The organism is Brumicola blandensis, assembly GCF_031846165.1.
In the GTDB taxonomy this organism is placed as follows: Bacteria; Pseudomonadota; Gammaproteobacteria; order Enterobacterales; family Alteromonadaceae; genus Glaciecola; species Glaciecola blandensis.
The window spans coordinates 377803-397727 of the sequence record NZ_JAVRIE010000001.1; the positions used below are offsets into that span (position 1 = coordinate 377803).

Here is a 19925-nt window from a genome sequence, read left to right on the forward strand (position 1 = left end):
GCCTTTTTTTTGCAATTATCGCTAAATTAAGTGCTTCAACGCCACTTCATGAATCTCCTCGGTTATTGCATTTGGACACTTCTGATGGTTTAAATCAGAACACTGTATATGACCTCTTAATAGACAAAACTGGTTTTTTATATGTTGGGACTGAGGAAGGTCTCAATCGTTACGATGGCCACAATGTTATTAGTATTGAGGGTGAAAACCGTGAGTTTATTAGTAACCCAATATATGTTTTATTTGAGGATAGTCGCGATAAGATTTGGATATCCACCGGATTAAGTGGCGTCTATAAATTTGATTTGGCGACACGTAAAACTGAGCAAGTGTTTGCTGGAAAATATCTGAATGACGAAAACTGGCATCAGTATGTAGAATCTATTGTCGAGGATGATGAAGGGAATATCATTATAGCCGCGAATCAACAAGTGATTCGATATAGTTATGAAAGTGAGCAAACCGAAATACTATTTGAGCTAACGGAAGCTCAGATAAACGACACGCAGGATATCAGAGTGGCGCTTAAGTCCGGTGATATTCTGTTAGTTGGAACAAACCGGGGCCTGTATTCTAAAAATTTGCAGAATCAAGAAGTCCGACAAATAGATTTTATCAGCTCCGTTGATGGTTTATCCAAAACGGTCAATAACAATGACGTCAAAAAGCTTAGGCTTTTTAGCAATGGCAACCTTTGGATTGGGACAGTCGAAGGTTTATATCGAACGTCACTTTCAGCATTAAAGCAACATGTTTTAAATGACTCGCTTATGCCAAACGTAAGTGTTATCGATAGAACAAACAATATTTGGTCTATAGAGAACGTGGATGAAGACACGGTTTACGTCGGCACGGACAAAGGTTTATATCAATCAGACATTGAAAACACTCACTTTACTTTGCTCTTGCAACCCAAACAGGATCTCGAAGAAGTATCCTTCAAACGGATTTATACAATAGAGCATGATCGGCAGGGTAATATCTGGTTTGGAACAAAGTTTAATGGTGCAATGTTTTGGTCACCTACGAGCACTGATTTCTTGGAAATTACAAATTTAACTACCACACCCGACAGTCAAAAGTTAAGCAACAACATTGTCTGGGGTCTGCATCAACATCAAGATGGAGAATTGTGGGTAGGCACTGAAAATGGTTTAAATAAGGTTGATTTGTCCACTGGAAACATCCAACAGTTTATGACATCTCAAGTAGTTGAACCAACCTATACGGAATCGTCCATAGGTCAAATTATCAGTGTGAGCGAAGATGAATTGTGGTTGGCAACCGGAGACGGGTTGAGAACATTTAATACTCGCGACAACTCTGTTGGTTTTTTCGGCGAGGAGGGAAGCGAGACTCAGGCTTTGTTTAAGGGCTACTCATGGTCTATTGTCAAGGAGGACGAAAATATTGTTTGGTCTCTGCATGATGCTGAGCTAGTTAAATTTAATCTAAAAGACAAATCGAGTGAAACCTTCATAATCGACGAGCCGGGTTTTAATCATAATAACCTTCGCAGTATTATTGGGTTTGACATAAGAACATCCAACTTATTGCTTTCTGACGCTGGTAGGTTAATAGGTTTTAATACCAAAACCCAGAAGCTCTCAGTGCTACACTCGATTGTCAAAGAGGGGGCTACCTTGGAGATGCTTCCATCAGATTGGCTTAGAGACACAAAGAATAATTTTTGGTTAGCATATGCTGGAAGAGGATTGTTTCAACTTGATGGCACCACATTCGAGCAAATAGCCGAGTTAAATAAAAGTAACCTTTTACCAACAAATTTGGTTTACGACCTGGCTCTCGATTATCAAGATAATCTTTGGTTCTCATCTCACTCTGGGCTGCATGAACTGAATACTGATACCATGTTTGTTTCTTCTTATCAGTACATTCATGGTGTTTCTTCAACTGAGTTTAATAGTGGTGCACATGCTGTTTTATTAGATGGTCGTCTAGCTTATGGTTCAACTAAAGGCTTAACGATATTTTCTCCAGTCGAAGTTAGCCTTAATAAGGTTGTAGACCACAGTGAGCCAGTTATAACCGATGTCAGCCTTTTCTCTGGGCCGTTAAACATGCCGCTAAAAGCATTAAACGATATGACCTTAGAGATGGAACACGACGACTTGGGCCTGAGTGTTGGTTTCTCGTCTTTAAACTACCGTGCAGTTGAAACAGAACGTTACAACTATCGGTTGATCAGTAATGATAAAGTGATTAACTTCCCTGGAACTGTTAAAAATAGAGTCGAAATTTCTAGCTTGCCTCCTGGGGATCACGTACTTGAAGTTTTCAAGCAGCAGGGAAGAAATGCCCCCAATGAAACAGCAAAACTGTTCATCAAGGTTAACTATGCGCCACTGCTTTCACCACTAGCGATTGGGCTTTATGTTGTCTTTTTCTTCTCAGCCTTATTGATTTTTATTATCAGAAGAAACCATACGCAAAAAGTGTTAGCCAAGGCTAATCAGCAGATTGGGCTCTATAATAAGCGCCTAACTAGCGCACTAAAGGCAAGTAATTCTGATATCTGGGAATGGTCTTCGCAAACGAAGCTAATGACAACCACTAGATTAAAAAACGACTTGGGCTATATAGAAGAGTCCAATCAGCTTGAATTTGAGAAACACCTTGGCTTGATTCATGAGGTTGATCGCTTGCAATATCTATCAGCTTGGCGTCAGTTTATACGAGGCGAAGACGAGCAGTTCGATAATACATATCGAATGTTACACAAAAATGGTGAGTACTTGTGGTTTAGAGACGCAGGGAGTATTTCGAGCGGTAACGATGCTGATATTTTTGTGACAGGAACCTATACGAACGTAACGGAAAGTATGGCTTCAAAAGAGCGCCTTAAGTTATTTGGCGATGCCTTCAAACACACCAGAGACTGGGTAATTATTCTCGACAAAAACAAGTTGCCATTAGGGGCAAACCCCAGTTTTTGCAAAGCCTTTTCTATCAATGAAAATACCGAGTTTACTAAACAATTTCGAACGCTTTATAACAAGTTGGGGAACGTAAAACAGCACTTCATTTCTCAACTATCCAATCTAAAACCGGGTGAAAGATGGAAGTCAGAAATTGAGCTCAGTTTGTCGGATAAACCAGTTACGACAATCACCGACGTTAACGCTATTGCCGACGAGAATGATGAACGTTTAATTGAATATTATCTTGTGATAATGACGGATATCACTGAGCAGAAAGAGGCGCAAAAAAGTTTACAGCGTTTGGCCAATTATGATGTGTTAACGGGTTTGATAAACCGCACGATGTTAATTGAACGCCTCAAAACATCTATATTATACGCGCGACGTCATAGCACTAGTCTTGCTGTTGTATTTATTGATCTTGATAGATTCAAGCCGATCAACGATACCTTTGGCCATGAAGCTGGTGATATTGTGATTGTAGAGATTGGTAAACGCATCCAGCAGCAGTTCAGAGAAAACGATGCGGTATCTCGTTTAGGTGGAGATGAGTTCGTAGTTGTCTTAGAAGAAGTGCATGGTATTGCAGATGTTAACCGCCTAATTGGTAATATATTGGAAGTAATTGAACAGCCTATTTATCTTGGTGCTCAATCGGTTAGTGTATCAGCAAGTGCCGGTATTGCTATGTATCCAGATGATGCGATGGATGCTGAAAGCTTACTTCGAAATGCCGATGTGGCGATGTACAGCGCGAAAGAGTCGGGCAAAAACCGTTTCCAACATTTTACGTCAGCTATGAATGATCGTGTGCAGCAAGATATGCTAATGCAAAACAAACTGAAGGTTGCGGTCGGTCGCAACGAGTTTGAGAACTACTATCAGCCGATTATTGATGTAAATACCAAGCAAACAGCGGGCTTCGAAATGCTGATGCGCTGGAATACCAACAATCAGTTTATTTCGCCTGGTGTGTTTATTCCTATCGCTGAACAAATTGGTTTGATTGTTGATATGACGATGCAAGCGATAGAGCGCGGCCTGAAGGACGTAGCTAGCTGGTATGCTGAGGGCTTTGATGGTTATATGGCGATTAACCTGTCTGCAAAACATTTTTCAAGTAGGCCTGATTTTGAAAAGATTTTGAGCCTGCTTGCTGAGCATAAACTGCCGCCCTCATGTTTACGCTTTGAAATTACTGAAGGCCTGTTAGTTGATGATAATAATAATACACTCGATTATATGCATGAAATGAGAGAGTTAGGCTTCAAAATCTCTTTGGATGATTTTGGTACTGGTTACTCGAGTTTACGATACCTCAAAGACTTCCCAATCGATGTGTTAAAAATCGATAAATCCTTCGTTGATGATATAGATGTCGACAGTGGCACAGAGTCGATTATTGAATCGACACTGATTATGACGAAAATGTTGAAAATGGACACTGTGGCAGAGGGAATAGAAACACCTAATCAAGTGGCTTATTTTAGCAAGACACATTGTCGTTACTTACAAGGTTATTATTTCTCTAGGCCAGTAAGTAACCAAAATTGTTATGAATTGTTACAAAAAGACTGGAATTTGCAGTTTTCTGAAGCGAAGTCCATACAAGACGAAGCGTCCTCAAATTAATTTCATCACCGCGTAATTCCTGCCTTTGCGATAAACTCATCGGTTTACTTAGCTGTTATTTTTTTAAACATCGTAAAAAACTGAGAATAACAATGAAAAAAACCTATTGTATATTCTCATTTATCTATCATTATTATAGGTATGTGAAAATATTGTAAATTACGGAATAAATATGCCTTTAGATGATGCTAACTTGATATCGCAAGATAATGTCTCCTCACCACTGTCTATGCTTTATCAATGGGAAGCAGAACGCCCTGACGATTTGTTTTTAACACAACCGAAGGGTAGTCAAGAAGTTACTTATACTTGGGCGGAAACAGCCCAAGCTGCAAGGAAAGTTGCTGCAGGCTTAAGAGCGCTAAATTATCCAAAAGGCAGTCGAATTGCGATCCTATCAAAAAACTGCGCTGAGTGGATGATCGCTGACCTTGGTATTATGATGGCAGGGCATATTTCAGTCCCCATTTTCGCGACGGCGGGAAAAGATACGATTCAATACGTTCTCGAACATGCGAATTGTCCACTCATATTTGTTGGTAAGTTAGACAGCATGGAAGCACAAGTTGCAGCTATTCCAGATAGTGTTGAAAAGGTTGCTCTACCTTACCCTAACATTCCTGTTAAGACTTCTTGGGAGAGCTTCACGAGCGTGGATCCTGTGCTTGATAGTCCCGTGCCTGACATGAACGAGATCATGACCATCATTTATACTTCTGGGAGTACTGGTCAGCCTAAGGGCGTTGTTCATACATACAAAACTATTTGTTGGGCGGCGAGAAATAGCTTAAATGCATTGTCAGTATCCAAAGACGACAGGATACTTAGTTATCTACCCTTGGCGCACATCACTGAGCGTGTGCTAGTAGAAATTGCAAGTTACTACTCAACGATGCAAATACGCTTTGTTGAGTCTTTAGATACATTTACGCGAGATGTAAAGGCATGCCAACCAACTTTGTTTATCTCTGTTCCGCGTTTATGGACTAAGTTCCAGATGGGCGTACTCGCCAAGATCCCTCAGAAGAAACTTAGCTTTTTGTTAAGTATTCCCTTTCTTGGCAAAAAAGTGGCAAAGAAAATTCGTAATGAAATGGGGCTCGGTTCTGCGCGTTTGTGGGCATCGGGTTCAGCACCTTTAGCGCCAGCTACCATAGAATGGTTTTTAAGTATTGGCATTGAAATTTCTGAAGGTTGGGGGATGACTGAAAACAGTGCTTATGGCACTAGCAGCGTCCCGTTCCGAGCGGATAAGATTGGCTGTATTGGTAAAGCCTATGATGGTGTGGATGTTCGTATCGCTGATGACGGAGAAATACAGGTTAGTTCTCCATGTAATATGATTGGATATTATAAAGAGCCTGAAAAAACCGCTGGCGTGTTCACCAACGACGGTTACCTCCGAACAGGTGATAAAGGGGTTATCGACAGTGAAGGTTATGTGAAGATAACAGGGCGTTTAAAAGATATCTTTAAAACCGAAAAAGGGAAGTATGTAACGCCGGCGCCAATTGAGGCGAAACTGATGGAAAACCCTATTATTGAACAAGTTTGTGTTACAGGCACTAACTTACCCCAGCCTATTGCGTTGTTAGTGCTTTCTGAGGAAGCTCGTGCACACAATAAAACAGTCATTGAGCAGAGCCTTCAAGTGACGCTAGATGATGTCAATTCAGGTCTTGAAAGTCACCAAAAGCTCGATCGTATAGTGGTGTTCATAGAAGAATGGTCAATTGAGAACGATTTGTTGACGCCAACATTGAAAGTAAAACGGCACGTTATCGAAGAAAAGTTCAAGTCAGTTATTTTGACGAATTACACGGATAGTGTGGTCTGGAACGATTAAGATCATTTTTTATTATTTTAAAAGCGGCATTAGCCGCTTTTTTTATATGTAAATTTTATAATATGGTATGTAATCTTATACATATTGCAAAAGGTGATAAAGATATAATCTTGCTGTAAACAAATAGAGTGGAATGAGCATATGAAGAAAATTACCGTATTTACCTCTTTGTTCATTTTATTTCTGACTGCTGCGAGTGCAAATGCGGAACTGGTCATGATCGTAAATAAAGCGAATGCTTCAAACATCGATGCTAAATCAGTACAACGCATTTATCTAGGAAAAGAGAAAAAGTTTAGCAACGGTAATGTTGTAAATCCCATCAACTTTTCTAGTGGACACCCGCTACGTTCGGATTTTGATGAACAAGTCTTGGGTAGAAGTTCAAGTCAGGTCTCGGCCTATTGGTCGAAGTTGGTTTTCACCGGGAAGGGCGTACCGCCCGCAGAACTGAATGATACGGCAGCAATTATCGCTGCTATCGAGAGTGATACAAATGCGATTGCTTACTTGGATAGCGCTGATGCCGGAGACACAGTGTCGATAATCAAACTGAATTGATTATCCGCTATAGGAAAAGTACCTGGATGCACGACCAGAAAACTGAATAGCAATAAATAGAGGGCGATCTGCAAAGGATCAAAACGTTGCCCTTAAAAGTCATAGTAAAGTCGAAAATGGATGAGCACTTGCACTGTAACGCTAGAGTAGAGTTTTGCCATTTTTTTGTGCTTCCTCACTTAGCGAATAAAACACACACAATCTGTTATAGAGGAAAGTCAACTATGTTGAAAAAAATGTTCTTTGCAGCAACCTTGCTACTGGCAGCAAACTCAGCCTTTGCTGAACTTGTCGTCGTTGTTAATCCGGCAAATGGGAATGCACTTGATTCAAAAACTGTCCAGCGAATCTTCTTAGGTAAAGATAAGAAATTTGCAGATGGCAATGAAACGATTGCGGTTAATCAAGTTGCCGACAACCAGATTCGTCAAGATTTCGATGAGGCTGTCTTAGGTCGAAGCTCAAGCCAAGTTTCAGCTTATTGGTCGAAACTTGTTTTCACGGGCAAAGGTATACCACCAAAAGAAGTTGCGAATGACGCAGAAGTCGTTGATCTAGTATCTAAAAATCCGAGTGTCATTGGTTACATCAATAAGTCATCTGTAACTGACGCAGTTAAAGTCGTTGAATTGTAAGGACATGAACATGATAAAATTTAATAGTAAACTAGCAGTAGTTGCAACAGCAGTGATTGCTACTTTTCAAGCGCAAGCAGACGTTCGAATTAACGGCTTCGCAAATCTTACTGGCGGTATTACGAGCAGTGACGACACCTTGTATGGGTATGAAGACCGCCTTGACTTTAGTTCACAGAGTTTGTTCGCTATTCAAGTAAGTGGTGACATCAATAGCAGAACGACCGCAACCGGTCAGGTTGTAGCGCGCGGCAGTAATGATTTCTCTGCTGACTTTGAGTGGGCATACCTTACATACGAGATTAGCGACAAAACCAGCATTTCTGGTGGTCGATTGAGAATGCCTTTATTTAGGTATTCCGCTTCATTGGATGTAGGTTACTCCTATCACTGGGTAGCGGCGCCGCAATCAGTTTATAATGTTCCTTTTAACAATATTGAAGGCGTTAGACTTGATTATTCTGACTACTCAGGTGACTTGGAATACACCTTTCAAGCAACGACGGGTACGATTGATAATGAATTTACATTAGGTGGCGCCAGCGCAAATCTAAACGTTGAAAATGTTGTTGTATTGACAGGGGATTTCACTTATAACAATTGGAAGTTCCGCGGTGTTTATGCAACAGGTAAAGCAACTTTTGATATACCTACTTTAGCGCCGACTATAGGGCAACTCGAGCAGCTTGCACCTGATTTAGCGAGTACACTTGATGCAAATGATGACACTGGTGTCTTCTATGGTGCGAGTATCGAGTACGATACATTTAATTGGTTTGTTGCAGCCGAGTTTACTGGCGTTGAAATCGAACAGTCATTCTATCCTGACGAGCTTAACTACTATGTGACAGCAGGTATTAGAACAGGTAAATGGACTCCGTTTATTACCTATGAAAAGTCTGATTTGAATAACCCACCAAAATTTTTAGATGAAGTTGCTGCAGCTCCTGCACCATTTCAACCTGCGTTAACTCAAATTGTTGTTGGTGTTCAGCAACTAGCACTCGCTGAGGAAAGTACCGTTTCTGTTGGCGCTCGCTATGACTTAGACACAAACTTAGCACTCAAAGCAGATATTACTCGCAACACTAATGACCTTGATGATACCGACAGAACCTTACTTAGGTTTGCGGTTAACTATGTTTTTTAGTTTGGTGTAGCGCGTTACTCGCTCCCGATTAATATCTATAAAGATGACTACCCACAGGCGTGAGTAGTCATTTTTTTTTATTGCGGATAACGGCCTTGCAAACCTGCGTACAACAAATCTGCATAATTATCTTGTTGGCTATCTATTTCGCGTAAAACTTCCACCAGATGCTCATTATCTTCGCGACCATCCCATATTTTAATATATGTCCCTTCTTTGTAACCATGATCTTGCCTAAAGAAGTTCAACACATTTTTACCCACATATTGAGCGAACAAATCATCTGAAGTCATTTCTGCTTGTTTGACAATATGCATAAACAGGGCAATGTCAAAGCGTTTAGCGACACAAAGTCCAGCCATTAACTCTAAGTTTTCAACTAAATTTGCGGATGCAAAATCAATATTTTTTCCGTCAAAAGTCACGCTGGTATGTTGGTCATTTAAGGATGCCGCAAGCTCATTTGCAGCGGCTTGAATATTGCCATTATGCTGAATGATGATATGGGATAAGGCAAAATGCCAAATATCAACAAGTTCCATTTGTACTTGGGGAAGATCAAGGCGCTGTGCTTTCCACCATTTCCAGCCATGATGCTCAATGGCTTCCACTGACTCTATCATTGCTGCTCTCAAGTAACTGTAACCAGCGTGTAACCATTGTGGGTTTACTTTTTTATTCATACCATCTTGCAGGTCTAACATGGTCGATAATTGGGTTTCACTTAACATTGCTCATTCTTCTCCTCAAAAACATTGGTGAGATTGTATCGACTTAGAAAGCGAAGCACTAATGATTTATCCGTCATGCGAAGATTATCACAGCACCAAAAGTGTGCGCGAAATGCATTAAAGTGCACAAGTAGCAAACATCCCGCTCCTTGTAGAGTAAACAAAAAATCATAAGTGTATGATTTATATATAAATTGCGAGTTGGCAATGAATTTGCAAACACATTGGTGTTGTGTGTGTGTTCAACCCCACGCGGAATATGGGTGTCGTGTCCCATGTTTCGCTGAACACTTAGCCCAGCAAGCTTTTGTCCTTAGCTTGCTGGGTTTTTTCTTATTCTCAATGACATCAAATGCTGAATCATGGCATAGTATATCCATCGCAAATGGACCTCACGAGAAGTAGTGCTAACCCTATATCCTTCCAACAAATTAGAGCATCTAAGCTATTTGCTTAACGCCGTTATCCAGAAAAGTGAACAAGCTGTTCTAGCGCCTAAAATTATCTTAGTCGAGAGTACAGGGATGCAACATTGGTTAAATATGCAGATTGCGCAACATAGCGGTATTGCTATGAATTTGTCTTTTCCAATGCCAACACGTTTTGTATGGCAACTGTGTCGCGATATTTTGGGAGATGATAAGGTGCCTTTGCAATCGCCCTACAAACGGGAAGTAATGCAATGGCGAATTGAGGAAATACTAGCGTCTCCGGCTTTCATTGAGCAAGGGTTTGAAGCAAAGCTAGAAATGTATTGGCACTCGCAAGATTCCAACACAACTGAACTGAAAAGGCTTGATCTCGCTCGACTTATTGCGGATACATTTGAACAATATTTAATGTTCCGTCCGCAATGGTTACTAGATTGGGAAGCGGGCGAATCGATTGCGTCTGGTGCTTCCTCCGATAGAGTGAATGCAAGTATACTCAAACATGAACAATGGCAGCGTTGGATATGGTTAGCGTTAGTCAAACAGGAACCAAACCACCCGGTTCGACTGCAAAAAAACGCAGTAGAGGCACTTGCAAAAAGTAAGCACGTATTACCCAAAGAAATACATTTTTTTGCGATTAATACCATGGCGCCACAAACCTTGGATTTCTTCAATCAAATCGCAAAGTATTCACATATTCACTTCTATCATTTAAACCCGTGTATTGACTATTGGGGAGATGCGAGCTCTGACAAAGCGATTGCTGCAAAACTGAAACAAGGTCAAATTGATGCATGGGTATCGCAACAAAATATCAATCCTTTGTTGCGAAACCTCGGTGAACAGGGCAAAGATTTATTCAATCTGCTTTCGAATGCGAGCAATTACGAAATATCGGCCTTCGATGCTGATTATCCCAGCAGTTCGGTTGGCATAAGTTATCTTCATCAGGTGCAATCACAAATATTACAAGGTGAGAATGGGGGGAGCAATGCAACAGGCCTTGCAAGTAAAACAAACTCTGGCGCTGAGTCAAAGAACGACGAATCAATCGTACTGAGGTCATGTCATAGTCCTTTGCGTGAAGTACAAGTGTTACATGATTTTCTACTTGCTAAAATGGCAGATGATCCTGAACTTTCACCTCAAGATGTATTGGTGATGTGTCCAGCTATTGAAGACTACTCTCCGTATATTGGGGCGATTTTTGGTAAAGGTGTTAGAGAGCTAAACCGAGATGAAAACAAAAAGATCCCTTGCTCAATAGCGGATCGCACAGCACTTGATGCTGAACCTCTCATTGCGGCTTATATGCAATTATTATCGCTACCTGATAGTCGTTTTAGTGTGATTGAGTTACTGTCATTTCTGCAACTGCCCGCCGTAATGTCTAAATTCCAAATTCAATCGACAGACCTTGATATGTTCGAACACTGGATTGAACGTAGCAATATTTTTTGGGGCTTAAATGAGCAGCATCGACAAGCTGTTGTGGGCTCGCCGGAACAGAGTGCTTTTTATACTTGGGAATGGGGTTTATCTCGGATCTTAGAAGGTTTCGTACACGCCGATAACACGAGTATTCTTGCTGATGGCTGCGTGCCGGTAAACTTACTTGAAGGACAGTCCGCGCTGGCTTTGGGTAAACTTATTCAAGTGATTGAGAAGTTAGCACAATATCGTCAAACGCTCACTCAAATGCGCACGATGGATGAATGGAAGGCATACTTGTTAGCCTTGAAAGATGCTATTTTTAGCACCGCTGACGAGTCCGGTAACGATACTTATGCCTTGCATTTATTAAGTCAAACTCTGGGGCAGTTTTTCGAACATGTCGATATGGCTAAACACTATGATAAGACAGATGCAACAGCCAAAAAGTGGTCATATTTGAGTATCCGAAACGCCTTAAAACAATCATTTTCTTCCCCCGACAGTAGAAACCATTTTATGACCGGGCAAGTAACATTTTGCTCAATGATGCCAATGCGCAGTATTCCTTTTAAAATCATAGCAATACTCGGTTTGAACGATGAAGGGTTTCCGCGTAAAAACAGTCAAATTGATATTGACCTTATTCCCCAATTAGGCAGAAAAATAGGCGACCGTTCTCGTCGAGGGGATGATCGCTACCTCTTTTTGGAGGCCATACTGTCGGCAAGAGAAACATTGTACCTGAGCTATCAAGGACGCAGTATCAAAGACAATAAAGTGAAAGAGCCCAGCTTGGTGCTCAGCGAATTTACAGACTATATAGGTAACCAGTTTGGCGAATTAGTAGGGCAATGTGAACAGCAGTCTTTGCACCCATTTTCATCTGAAAACTATGCCGCGCTACCAATACGTAAAGTACAGCAAAGTTATGATGCGGGCTGGTATCGATTGATGACGCTCATTCATCAAAATCAAATAAAGCCAAGCCGTGAGAGTTGTACTGAGCAAACGACTTGCGATGAGAATACGAGTGCACAGGCACCAATAAGCCTGAGTATGAATGATTTAGTACGATTTTATAAAGACCCGGTCAAAGCTTACGCAAATCAAGTTGAAGGTCTGTACTTAGATGAGGTTCAACCTAAGATACTGGATGTAGAGCCCTTTGTAGTCAATTATTTAGATAAATATAGCGTGATTCATTTCTGTACTGAAGAACTGAATAAAATGAATGCACATGACACACTTGAGCCGGTGAATGCAGGATCACCGATCCAATTACTACAACAACGTCTGCTAGGCTCTGGTGATATTCCAAGAGATGAAGTGAATAGAGCTACCTTAAATGAATGGATAAGCCAGAGCCATGTTTTGGCTGCAAATTTGCAAAATTATTGGCCTCTTGAATCAAAATCCGGAAAGTTAGCATTGAGTCATGGTGAGTTGAGCTATCAGTTTGAAATAGCTAAGAATACGGTATTGGGTTTTCATACCAGTAACCGCAAATTAAAAAGCTTGTTTGAAATTTGGTGTCAGTATTTGTGTTGCATTGCTGACTCAGAAGAGACAGACGAGCCCTATAGCAGCGCATTTTTTAATCTTGAGAAAGTGAAAGGCGATACGGTTTGTCGGGTAACATGGTTTAAACCTGTAGGGTCATCTGAAGCGAGAGTTTTGCTAGATGAACTCATCAAATACTACCAGCAAGGAATGCGTCAACCCGCACTAGTGATCCCCGAGTTAGCAGAAGGTTTGATTAAAAAAATCAGTAGCGATAAGTCATTTGACCCACACGCTGCAACTGCAGAAGAATATGCGGATCACCACTTGATGTTGAAACGTTGGGAAGATGTTTTTACTAACTCATTTATGCCGGCTCGTTTTGTTAGTTCGCCGTACTTTACGCACTATTTTGACGAAGTGCCTGATTTTTCACTGCAAAGTGTACAGGCACTTTTAGCGTGTTTCCAACATTTATCTGCAAGCATTGAAATGAGTTCGGCGCCAATACAAGAAGCGGATGTAAACTCAGAAGGTGTTTTTTCAGGTGAGGATTCGAAATGAAGATACTTGATCCTCTCGCCCTTAACTTGCACTCAAGGCATCTAATTGAAGCAAGTGCAGGCACAGGTAAAACGTTCAACATCACACGCTTGTATGCCCGATTAGTATTAGAGAAAAGGTTGCCAGTACAACAAATACTGGTCATGACCTTCACTAAAGCTGCTACGGAAGAGATTAAGTCACGGGTAGCAGCCTTTTTACGAGAGTTGGCAGATGACTGGGAAAAGGAAAAGCCGGACACATTCACCCAAGAGTTGATTTCCATCACGGGAATTGAAGAGGGTCGCAACCTACTGACAGCGGCATTATTGTCGATGGATGAAGCTGCTATTTTTACGATCCATGGTTTTTGTCAGCGAGTGTTAAAGCAATTCGCAGTGTCACTGAACATGGAGTTAGAACCAGAGCTGCTGAATGACACTGCACCGATGAGCTTACAAGCGGTACAAGATTGGGTGCGTAGTATTAGTCATGATAGTGATAAGTTATTAGCGCTGGCTGAGCAGGACTGGCACGACCCTGCGGCCTTCCATCGCAGTTTTCAAACCGCGTTTGATAGTCAACAGTCTCTGTCTCGACCAAGCTTGAAGGACATAGTCCAGAGTGCCTATGATAATATTTTCCATTGGTTAGACGAGAATGATGCGTTGGATGACTCTCTGTTGAAAAGTGTCACTGAACATCGTGCTGACTTATTTGAGGCGGTAGTTTCTCATCATAAAGACTGCGATAAGCGTAGTGAAGAATACGCTGTACTTGAAGCTTGGTTAAAGTCGTTCAGTGCGTTGTCCTCACTCCAGGTTGATTATACGGGTGAGCAGGAAAGCTTAATTGAGCGCTTCAGCGAATTTGTAGACCAAATTGTAGCGCCAGAGGAAGTTGGGCAATTTATACAAGGTGGTCGCTACGGAAAATTCCCTGAGTTAAAAGCTGCCTTGGAACCAGTCAGAGAGTTTAGAAAAAAACTGAATGCTGAGAGCCAAAAGTGGAGAACTAAGTTATTAGCACAATTGCGTCTTGCTCAAGTCTTAGATATAGCCGAAGAGGGTATTGTGCATGTTCAGAAAAATCTCAAACGCGCGAAAGAGCAAGCGCAAACACTGAGTTTTAATGATCTTGTTAGACAGTTGGCACAAGCCTTAGATAGCGGTAATCAGACACTAATAGATGCGGTTAGAGCACAATACCCAGTTGCGTTAGTCGACGAGTTTCAAGATACCGATAGCCACCAATACAAAGTCTTAGACTTACTATATCCGCGTAACGACCCAACAAGTCTATTGGTCATGATTGGAGATCCAAAACAAGCGATTTATGGCTTTAGAGGTGGGGATATTTTTGTCTACCTCAAAGCAAAGCAGGAAGCTGACGAAATATGGATGATGGATACTAATTGGCGTTCGAGTGACGCTATGATCACCGCATACAATCGCATATTTTGGGGGCACTCCTTACGTGAGAAACTACCTAGGTCTGTTTTTGGGCAGGGCATAGACTACGAAATTATTCACTCCACGGATGCTGCCAAGGCAGCAAAGCATCCTTTATTCGATCCATCGAAGAAACGCAGTGCGGTCACCTACATGGTAGCTAGTGATGGCGCTCGCCAAGATGCTCAATCACGCCCCAGAAACAAGCTTGCTGAGCTTGAATCTCAAATCGTGGATTGGAGCTGTTTCGAAATCCAGCGTTTGCTGGCTGAAACTAAGATTGGAACCGCGAGAACGAAGCCTAGCGATATCGCGATTCTGATTAAAGATGGTATTCAGGCCGATATCATGCAGCAAGGTTTATCGCAAAAAGGTCTATCATCAGTCTATTTAAGCCAGAAAAAACCGTTATTTGAGTCTGCAGAGGCAATAGAGATGTATCGAGTGCTGCTGGCCATACACAAGCATAAGCAAATTCCAGTGCTTTCGGCGGGCCTGACCAGTAGCATGTTGGCTAACACTGTGTTGAACGAAAATAATGAGTTAGGAGCGAGTGCCGACCCACGCCCTCTCGTTAGCGATATGCTAAAAGATCCCTTGCACCCATCGTGGGATAATCTAAGCGCTAGTTGTGAGAGTTACCTTCGGTTGTGGGAAAACGAGGGCGTATTTAGCCTGCTAATGCATCTTATTAAAGCGAACTATCAACCAGCTTTAAAACCAGAACGCAGCATCACCAATATGATGCATGTGGCTGAATCCTTAGCGTCTATAGCGACATTGAATAAACTGCCGGAACAACAGCTGGCTTGGTTAGGACATCAGGTTTTCGATCATACTAATGATGATGAGTTGCAGCTGCGCCTTGAAAGCGATGCAAACTTAATAAAAATTGTCACTTTACATGGTTCAAAAGGCTTAGAGTATCCGGTGGTCTTCGTGCCGTTTGCGAATAAATACAAAGACCCTTCGATGCGCCGCATGAAGCCGATTCAATATTTTCGCTATCAAGACCCTCAGACACATCAAGCCATTTATCAATTGGGGGCCACTGCGCATTCTGTACAGCATTTTGTAGCGCAGTCTCAAGAGGAGGATGTTCGTTTATTGTACGTGGCTATTACGCGAGCTGAACATCGTTGTTACCTTGGACTTGTCGATGATATCAAAACGGCTAACTCGTCATTAAATCGTAGCTTGGGCATACCATCAAGAGTGCTTAATAGTAGTAATGAAAAAGAAGCCGCAAGTAATACACTGCTACCCTGGATGTTAGCCAATGTATGCGAAAACAAGCAACAGAATTCAGCTAATGAAGAAACGGTAACTTGTAACCATAACTCACTGATAGTGGTCGGTGATGGCTTTTTGGAGCTTGAAGCGCCGGCCTTCGCTAATCGTGATAAACATACAGAACATGAGCCTCAGCTAATGACAGCGTTCGAAACGCTGGCTGTAGGCACGCGCTTACCTTGGATTATTAGTTCGTTTTCGAATATCAGTCGCTTCACAGCCTCTCATGACAATGAGCATTTTGATATCGCACAACCGAAGCAGTTAACTCTGCACAAAGTTGAATCAAATCTAGAGCATAAAACGCATGCCAGAGAGTACAACAACACTGAGCAGAATTTGCCAACAGAGCTCAGGTTTACTCTCAAAAAAGGAGCTGAAACAGGCAATTTGCTGCATGATATTTTAGAAAACGTAGATTTCAGTAATGCCAATTGGGCTGAAGCGTCACAGGTAGCCTTAACTAAATTCACTGACTTAGATGACAATGACAAAGACGCACTTTTTGTTTGGCTAGAAGCGTGCTTATTAAGTCCACTTAAGGATGGCTTGCGCTTAGCTGATCTCACTTTGTCACAAACGCTCAGAGAAGCTGAGTTTTATTTTCCGATGGCAAACGTCAATCTGCAAGCTCTCGGGCGAGTGCTAAATAACTATAGAGATAGCCGTGGAGCAAAATTTCGCTGTGAAGCCCTAAAGGTAAACATGCAGCATATTCAGGATCTACAAGGAATGATGCATGGATTTATTGACCTTATTTTTGAACATCAAGGTCAGTATTTTGTGGCAGACTACAAGTCAACGCATCTTGGAAACGACTTCGAATCATACTCATTTTTAGCTTGTCATGAAAATAACCAGCAACACCTATACGACCTCCAATATTTACTGTACAGCCTTGCTTTGCATAAATACTTAAAGGCAACGTTGCCAAACTATCAATTTAAGCAGCATTTCGGTGGTGTGTATTATTTTTATTTACGTGGCATGGCACCAGAGTCACCGGTATATAAAGTCAGCAACGAACTAACTTGCCATTCTGGCGTCTTTTTCGACGATATTGAGTTCGTGTGGCTAGAGCGTCTCCAAGGGATATTTGAAGGCCCGGAACATACGCTGATATCAAATGATAAGCAGGGGATTGAATAATGATATTAGACGCTGCTATCGTTCAACAATTTGAACTGTACCGCTCTAGCGAACATTGTATGGCTCGGCTCCAAGGGATTGAAGCGATTGACTATTTTTTTGCTTGTCAGTTGTTAGCGCCTCGATTCAGCAAAGAGCAAACTCATGACACGTCGAAGGTGCCATTAGAAAAAGCGCAAGTGCAGCAGATATTTCATATTCTACTTGCACTTTCAATGTATCAACGAATGGGGAATAGTTGCTTAGAGCTTAATAGTATTGCAGGAAAGGTATTGTGGCAAAGCCTTGGGGAAGACGTGGCTGAAGTTGATGAAAGCAAAGGGTTTACGTTTGGTAGTGTTGCTAGTTTGATTTCTGATATCAATGCGTTTCTGGCGCAAAACACGCAACGACAAGATTTGGTACTTCAAAGTGAGGGAAAAACCTTGTTGTTTACTGCCAGGTATTGGCACTATGAAGAAGAAATTGCGACGTATTTTAAGCAAAACCAGCAAGAATTTGCCAGTGGCGAGGCCTTAAGGCAAATACGCGAGACAGTCAGTGAAGTCTGGCCTTTATTATTTCCAGATTCGCACGAAGTGCAAGCCAAGAATATTGACTGGCAAGCGCTTGCGGTATTGAATACGATGCTTTCAAAAACGTCTATCATTAGCGGTGGTGCAGGAACCGGAAAAACCTATACCGCGGCGCGCGTATTACTTACGTGGCTAATCCTACAAACAAAACAAGAATTAGTAAGGGCGGATACTTCGAACACACGTCATGCCAAAATATTACTGGCTGCGCCGACTGGAAAAGCAGCGCAACGTTTGGAACAATCGATTGACAATGAACTCAATCAATTGGAACAGCATTCACCCCTTGTCGGTGCATGCAAACAACTTCGAGACATGAATCAAGCGAAAACATTGCATCGACTTCTCGGTATTAGTTTTCAGAGTATTGATGCTAAATTCAATGAAAATAAGAAACTAGACTGTGATTTATTGCTAGTTGATGAAGTCTCAATGGTTGATATTGCAATGATGGCCAAACTCATCAGAGCCATGCCAACACACGCAAAGCTAATTTTATTAGGGGATGCTAATCAGTTACCCTCAGTTGAAAGTGGTGTGGTTCTGAAGGACTTAGTGAGCAATTACGATGCGAGTATCGTTCGCAGTAATGGTTACAGTGCTAGGCATATCGAGTTATTACGCACAATTGCGCCACACATGAATGTTGAGGCCTTAAATCGTCGGCAAAATGATGAACAGGCATATTTACACGATCATGTCAGCCTGTTGCAACAGACACGCCGCTCTGAAGGGGTCGTAAAAGGTTTTAGTGACCTTATTCTTGATGTCAATACCGACTCTCCGCGGGCTTTGCTTGCGCTTACAGAGATGTATGATAGCCATTTGGTAAATAGCCATTTGGACCCAGCATCGGCGAGCACACCAGCATCGGCGAGCAAAACTACGGGATTGGCATTTTTTTCAGGCGAGGCTGCATACACAAATGCATATGAGCTTGCGCCACAATTGATTATGAATATGGCGGCAAATTACAAAGCGATGTTTTTTGCGGGATCAGCATTACAAGCGCTTCAATCATTAACCAGCTACCGTTGCTTAACACCAACCAATACCGGCGTCTTTGGTACACAATCCTTAAATTATCATATAGAAAAAGCCTTAGTGCGCCAAAATTGTGCAGTTGACATCAATGGCATCTATCAAGGCCTGCCGATAATGGTAGTTCAAAACGATTACCGCCTTGGGATATATAATGGGGATGTAGGCATCATCTGGCAAGACGAAAGCCAACGCTTAATGGCTTGGTTTGCCAATGCTAATTTTACTCAGATTCGCCGCTACAGTATTAGTTCACTGCCACAATACGAACGCGTTTACGCAATGACAATTCACAAAACGCAGGGCTCGGAGTTCGAGGCAGTAGATTTGGTATTGCCTACTGTATTCAATGATAATCTGAGTAGGGAATTATTATACACTGGGGTGACACGAGCAAAAAAACGTCTGAATGTCATAAGCAGTAAAGAGATATTAATAAAAGCGATCAAAAACAAGGGAGTGCGTTTTAGTGGCTTACCAGACAAGTTAAGAGCACCTCTTGTTGGCTAGATTTGTTTGGCAGCGTAAAAGTTAATTACTCATAATCGAAAAAGCAAGGATCGCTTTAGATTTGCGTAAATCGGAATTTACTTTATGAATTTTGACTGCTTGAGCGAATGACAACTGGTTGCTCTCGACTCGAATAAATTGCTGAGCATCAAAGTATTGTTGGTGATGTAAGCACGCCAATTTGCTTAAGTCCGAATAATCTATCCACCCGATAACCTGGCCTGGGTAAACAATCATATTTTCCAAGCTTGCAATATCTTCTCTAAAGGTAAGATTTACGCCGAATACCGGTCGGTCTGAGAGCGTAATTAGCGTTGTCTCATCGGCAACTAAGGAGAGAATGGTTTTTGATAAGCCTTTGTCGTGGCGTACGTTTACACTGGATAATGGCATCGACTAACTCTATTATATTCAGTTACACGGGCAATTAATTGTGTCAATTCATTGCAAGGTAATTCTTCTTAGCCTGAAGTATAGTATGCTGGTGGAAAGGTGTGA

10 protein-coding genes are annotated in these 19925 nt (G+C 41.7%); 8 read left to right on the forward strand and 2 right to left on the reverse strand.

Annotated features, from left to right (window positions below; all coding sequences use genetic code 11):
- Positions 1-71: 71 nt before the first annotated feature.
- From RM544_RS01630 to RM544_RS01650, 5 genes are all read left to right on the forward strand, one after another.
- Complete coding sequence (locus tag RM544_RS01630; RefSeq protein ID WP_311360039.1) at positions 72-4574, forward strand: EAL domain-containing protein; 4503 nt, start codon at positions 72-74, stop codon at positions 4572-4574.
- Positions 4575-4746: 172 nt separating this feature from the next.
- Complete coding sequence (locus RM544_RS01635) at positions 4747-6420, forward strand: AMP-binding protein (protein WP_311360040.1); 1674 nt, start codon at positions 4747-4749, stop codon at positions 6418-6420.
- 141 nt (positions 6421-6561) lie between these two features.
- Entirely contained in the window at positions 6562-6981 is a 420-nt protein-coding gene (locus tag RM544_RS01640) for a phosphate ABC transporter substrate-binding protein (RefSeq protein ID WP_311360041.1), read from the forward strand.
- Positions 6982-7205: 224 nt separating this feature from the next.
- A complete protein-coding gene (locus RM544_RS01645; protein WP_311360042.1) occupies positions 7206-7616 on the forward strand; it encodes a type 2 periplasmic-binding domain-containing protein in 411 nt (136 codons plus the stop codon).
- Positions 7617-7626: 10 nt separating this feature from the next.
- On the forward strand, positions 7627-8766 hold the full coding sequence (locus RM544_RS01650) for a topoisomerase IV (protein WP_311360043.1): 1140 nt from the start codon (positions 7627-7629) through the stop codon (positions 8764-8766).
- A gap of 77 nt (positions 8767-8843) precedes the next feature.
- Here the strand turns inward: RM544_RS01650 and RM544_RS01655 are convergent, their stop codons facing one another.
- A complete protein-coding gene (locus tag RM544_RS01655) occupies positions 8844-9497 on the reverse strand; it encodes a dUTP diphosphatase (RefSeq protein ID WP_311360044.1) in 654 nt (217 codons plus the stop codon).
- Between the two features lie 404 nt (positions 9498-9901).
- On the opposite strand from RM544_RS01655, the gene recC reads away from it, so the two are divergent.
- The 3 genes from recC to recD are packed head-to-tail and all read left to right on the forward strand — an operon-like array spanning position 9902 to position 19427.
- Positions 9902-13429: an exodeoxyribonuclease V subunit gamma gene (recC, locus tag RM544_RS01660; RefSeq protein WP_311360045.1), complete on the forward strand. Its 3528-nt coding sequence runs from the start codon at positions 9902-9904 to the stop codon at positions 13427-13429.
- Positions 13426-17301 carry a UvrD-helicase domain-containing protein gene (locus RM544_RS01665; protein WP_311360046.1) on the forward strand — a complete coding sequence of 1292 codons (3876 nt, stop codon included), beginning with the start codon at positions 13426-13428 and terminating at the stop codon, positions 17299-17301. Before recC ends, RM544_RS01665 begins: the two co-directional genes overlap by 4 nt.
- Positions 17301-19427 carry an exodeoxyribonuclease V subunit alpha gene (recD, locus tag RM544_RS01670; RefSeq protein WP_311360047.1) on the forward strand — a complete coding sequence of 709 codons (2127 nt, stop codon included), beginning with the start codon at positions 17301-17303 and terminating at the stop codon, positions 19425-19427. Before RM544_RS01665 ends, recD begins: the two co-directional genes overlap by 1 nt.
- A 21-nt stretch (positions 19428-19448) precedes the next feature.
- Here recD and RM544_RS01675 read toward each other — a convergent pair whose 3' ends face one another.
- Positions 19449-19820: a hypothetical protein gene (locus RM544_RS01675; protein WP_311360048.1), complete on the reverse strand. Its 372-nt coding sequence runs from the start codon at positions 19818-19820 to the stop codon at positions 19449-19451.
- Between the last annotated feature and the right edge of the window lie 105 nt (positions 19821-19925).

What these genes read in the sequence shown, in the direction of transcription:
- RM544_RS01635 (WP_311360040.1), top strand. Translation starts at nt 4,747, where the DNA reads ATGCCTTTAGATGATGCTAACTTGATATCGCAAGATAATGTCTCCTCA.
- RM544_RS01640 (WP_311360041.1), top strand. Translation starts at nt 6,562, where the DNA reads ATGAAGAAAATTACCGTATTTACCTCTTTGTTCATTTTATTTCTGACT.
- RM544_RS01645 (WP_311360042.1), top strand. Translation starts at nt 7,206, where the DNA reads ATGTTGAAAAAAATGTTCTTTGCAGCAACCTTGCTACTGGCAGCAAAC.
- RM544_RS01650 (WP_311360043.1), top strand. Translation starts at nt 7,627, where the DNA reads ATGATAAAATTTAATAGTAAACTAGCAGTAGTTGCAACAGCAGTGATT.
- RM544_RS01655 (WP_311360044.1), bottom strand. Translation starts at nt 9,497, where the DNA reads ATGTTAAGTGAAACCCAATTATCGACCATGTTAGACCTGCAAGATGGT.
- RM544_RS01665 (WP_311360046.1), top strand. Translation starts at nt 13,426, where the DNA reads ATGAAGATACTTGATCCTCTCGCCCTTAACTTGCACTCAAGGCATCTA.
- recD (WP_311360047.1), top strand. Translation starts at nt 17,301, where the DNA reads ATGATATTAGACGCTGCTATCGTTCAACAATTTGAACTGTACCGCTCT.
- RM544_RS01675 (WP_311360048.1), bottom strand. Translation starts at nt 19,820, where the DNA reads ATGCCATTATCCAGTGTAAACGTACGCCACGACAAAGGCTTATCAAAA.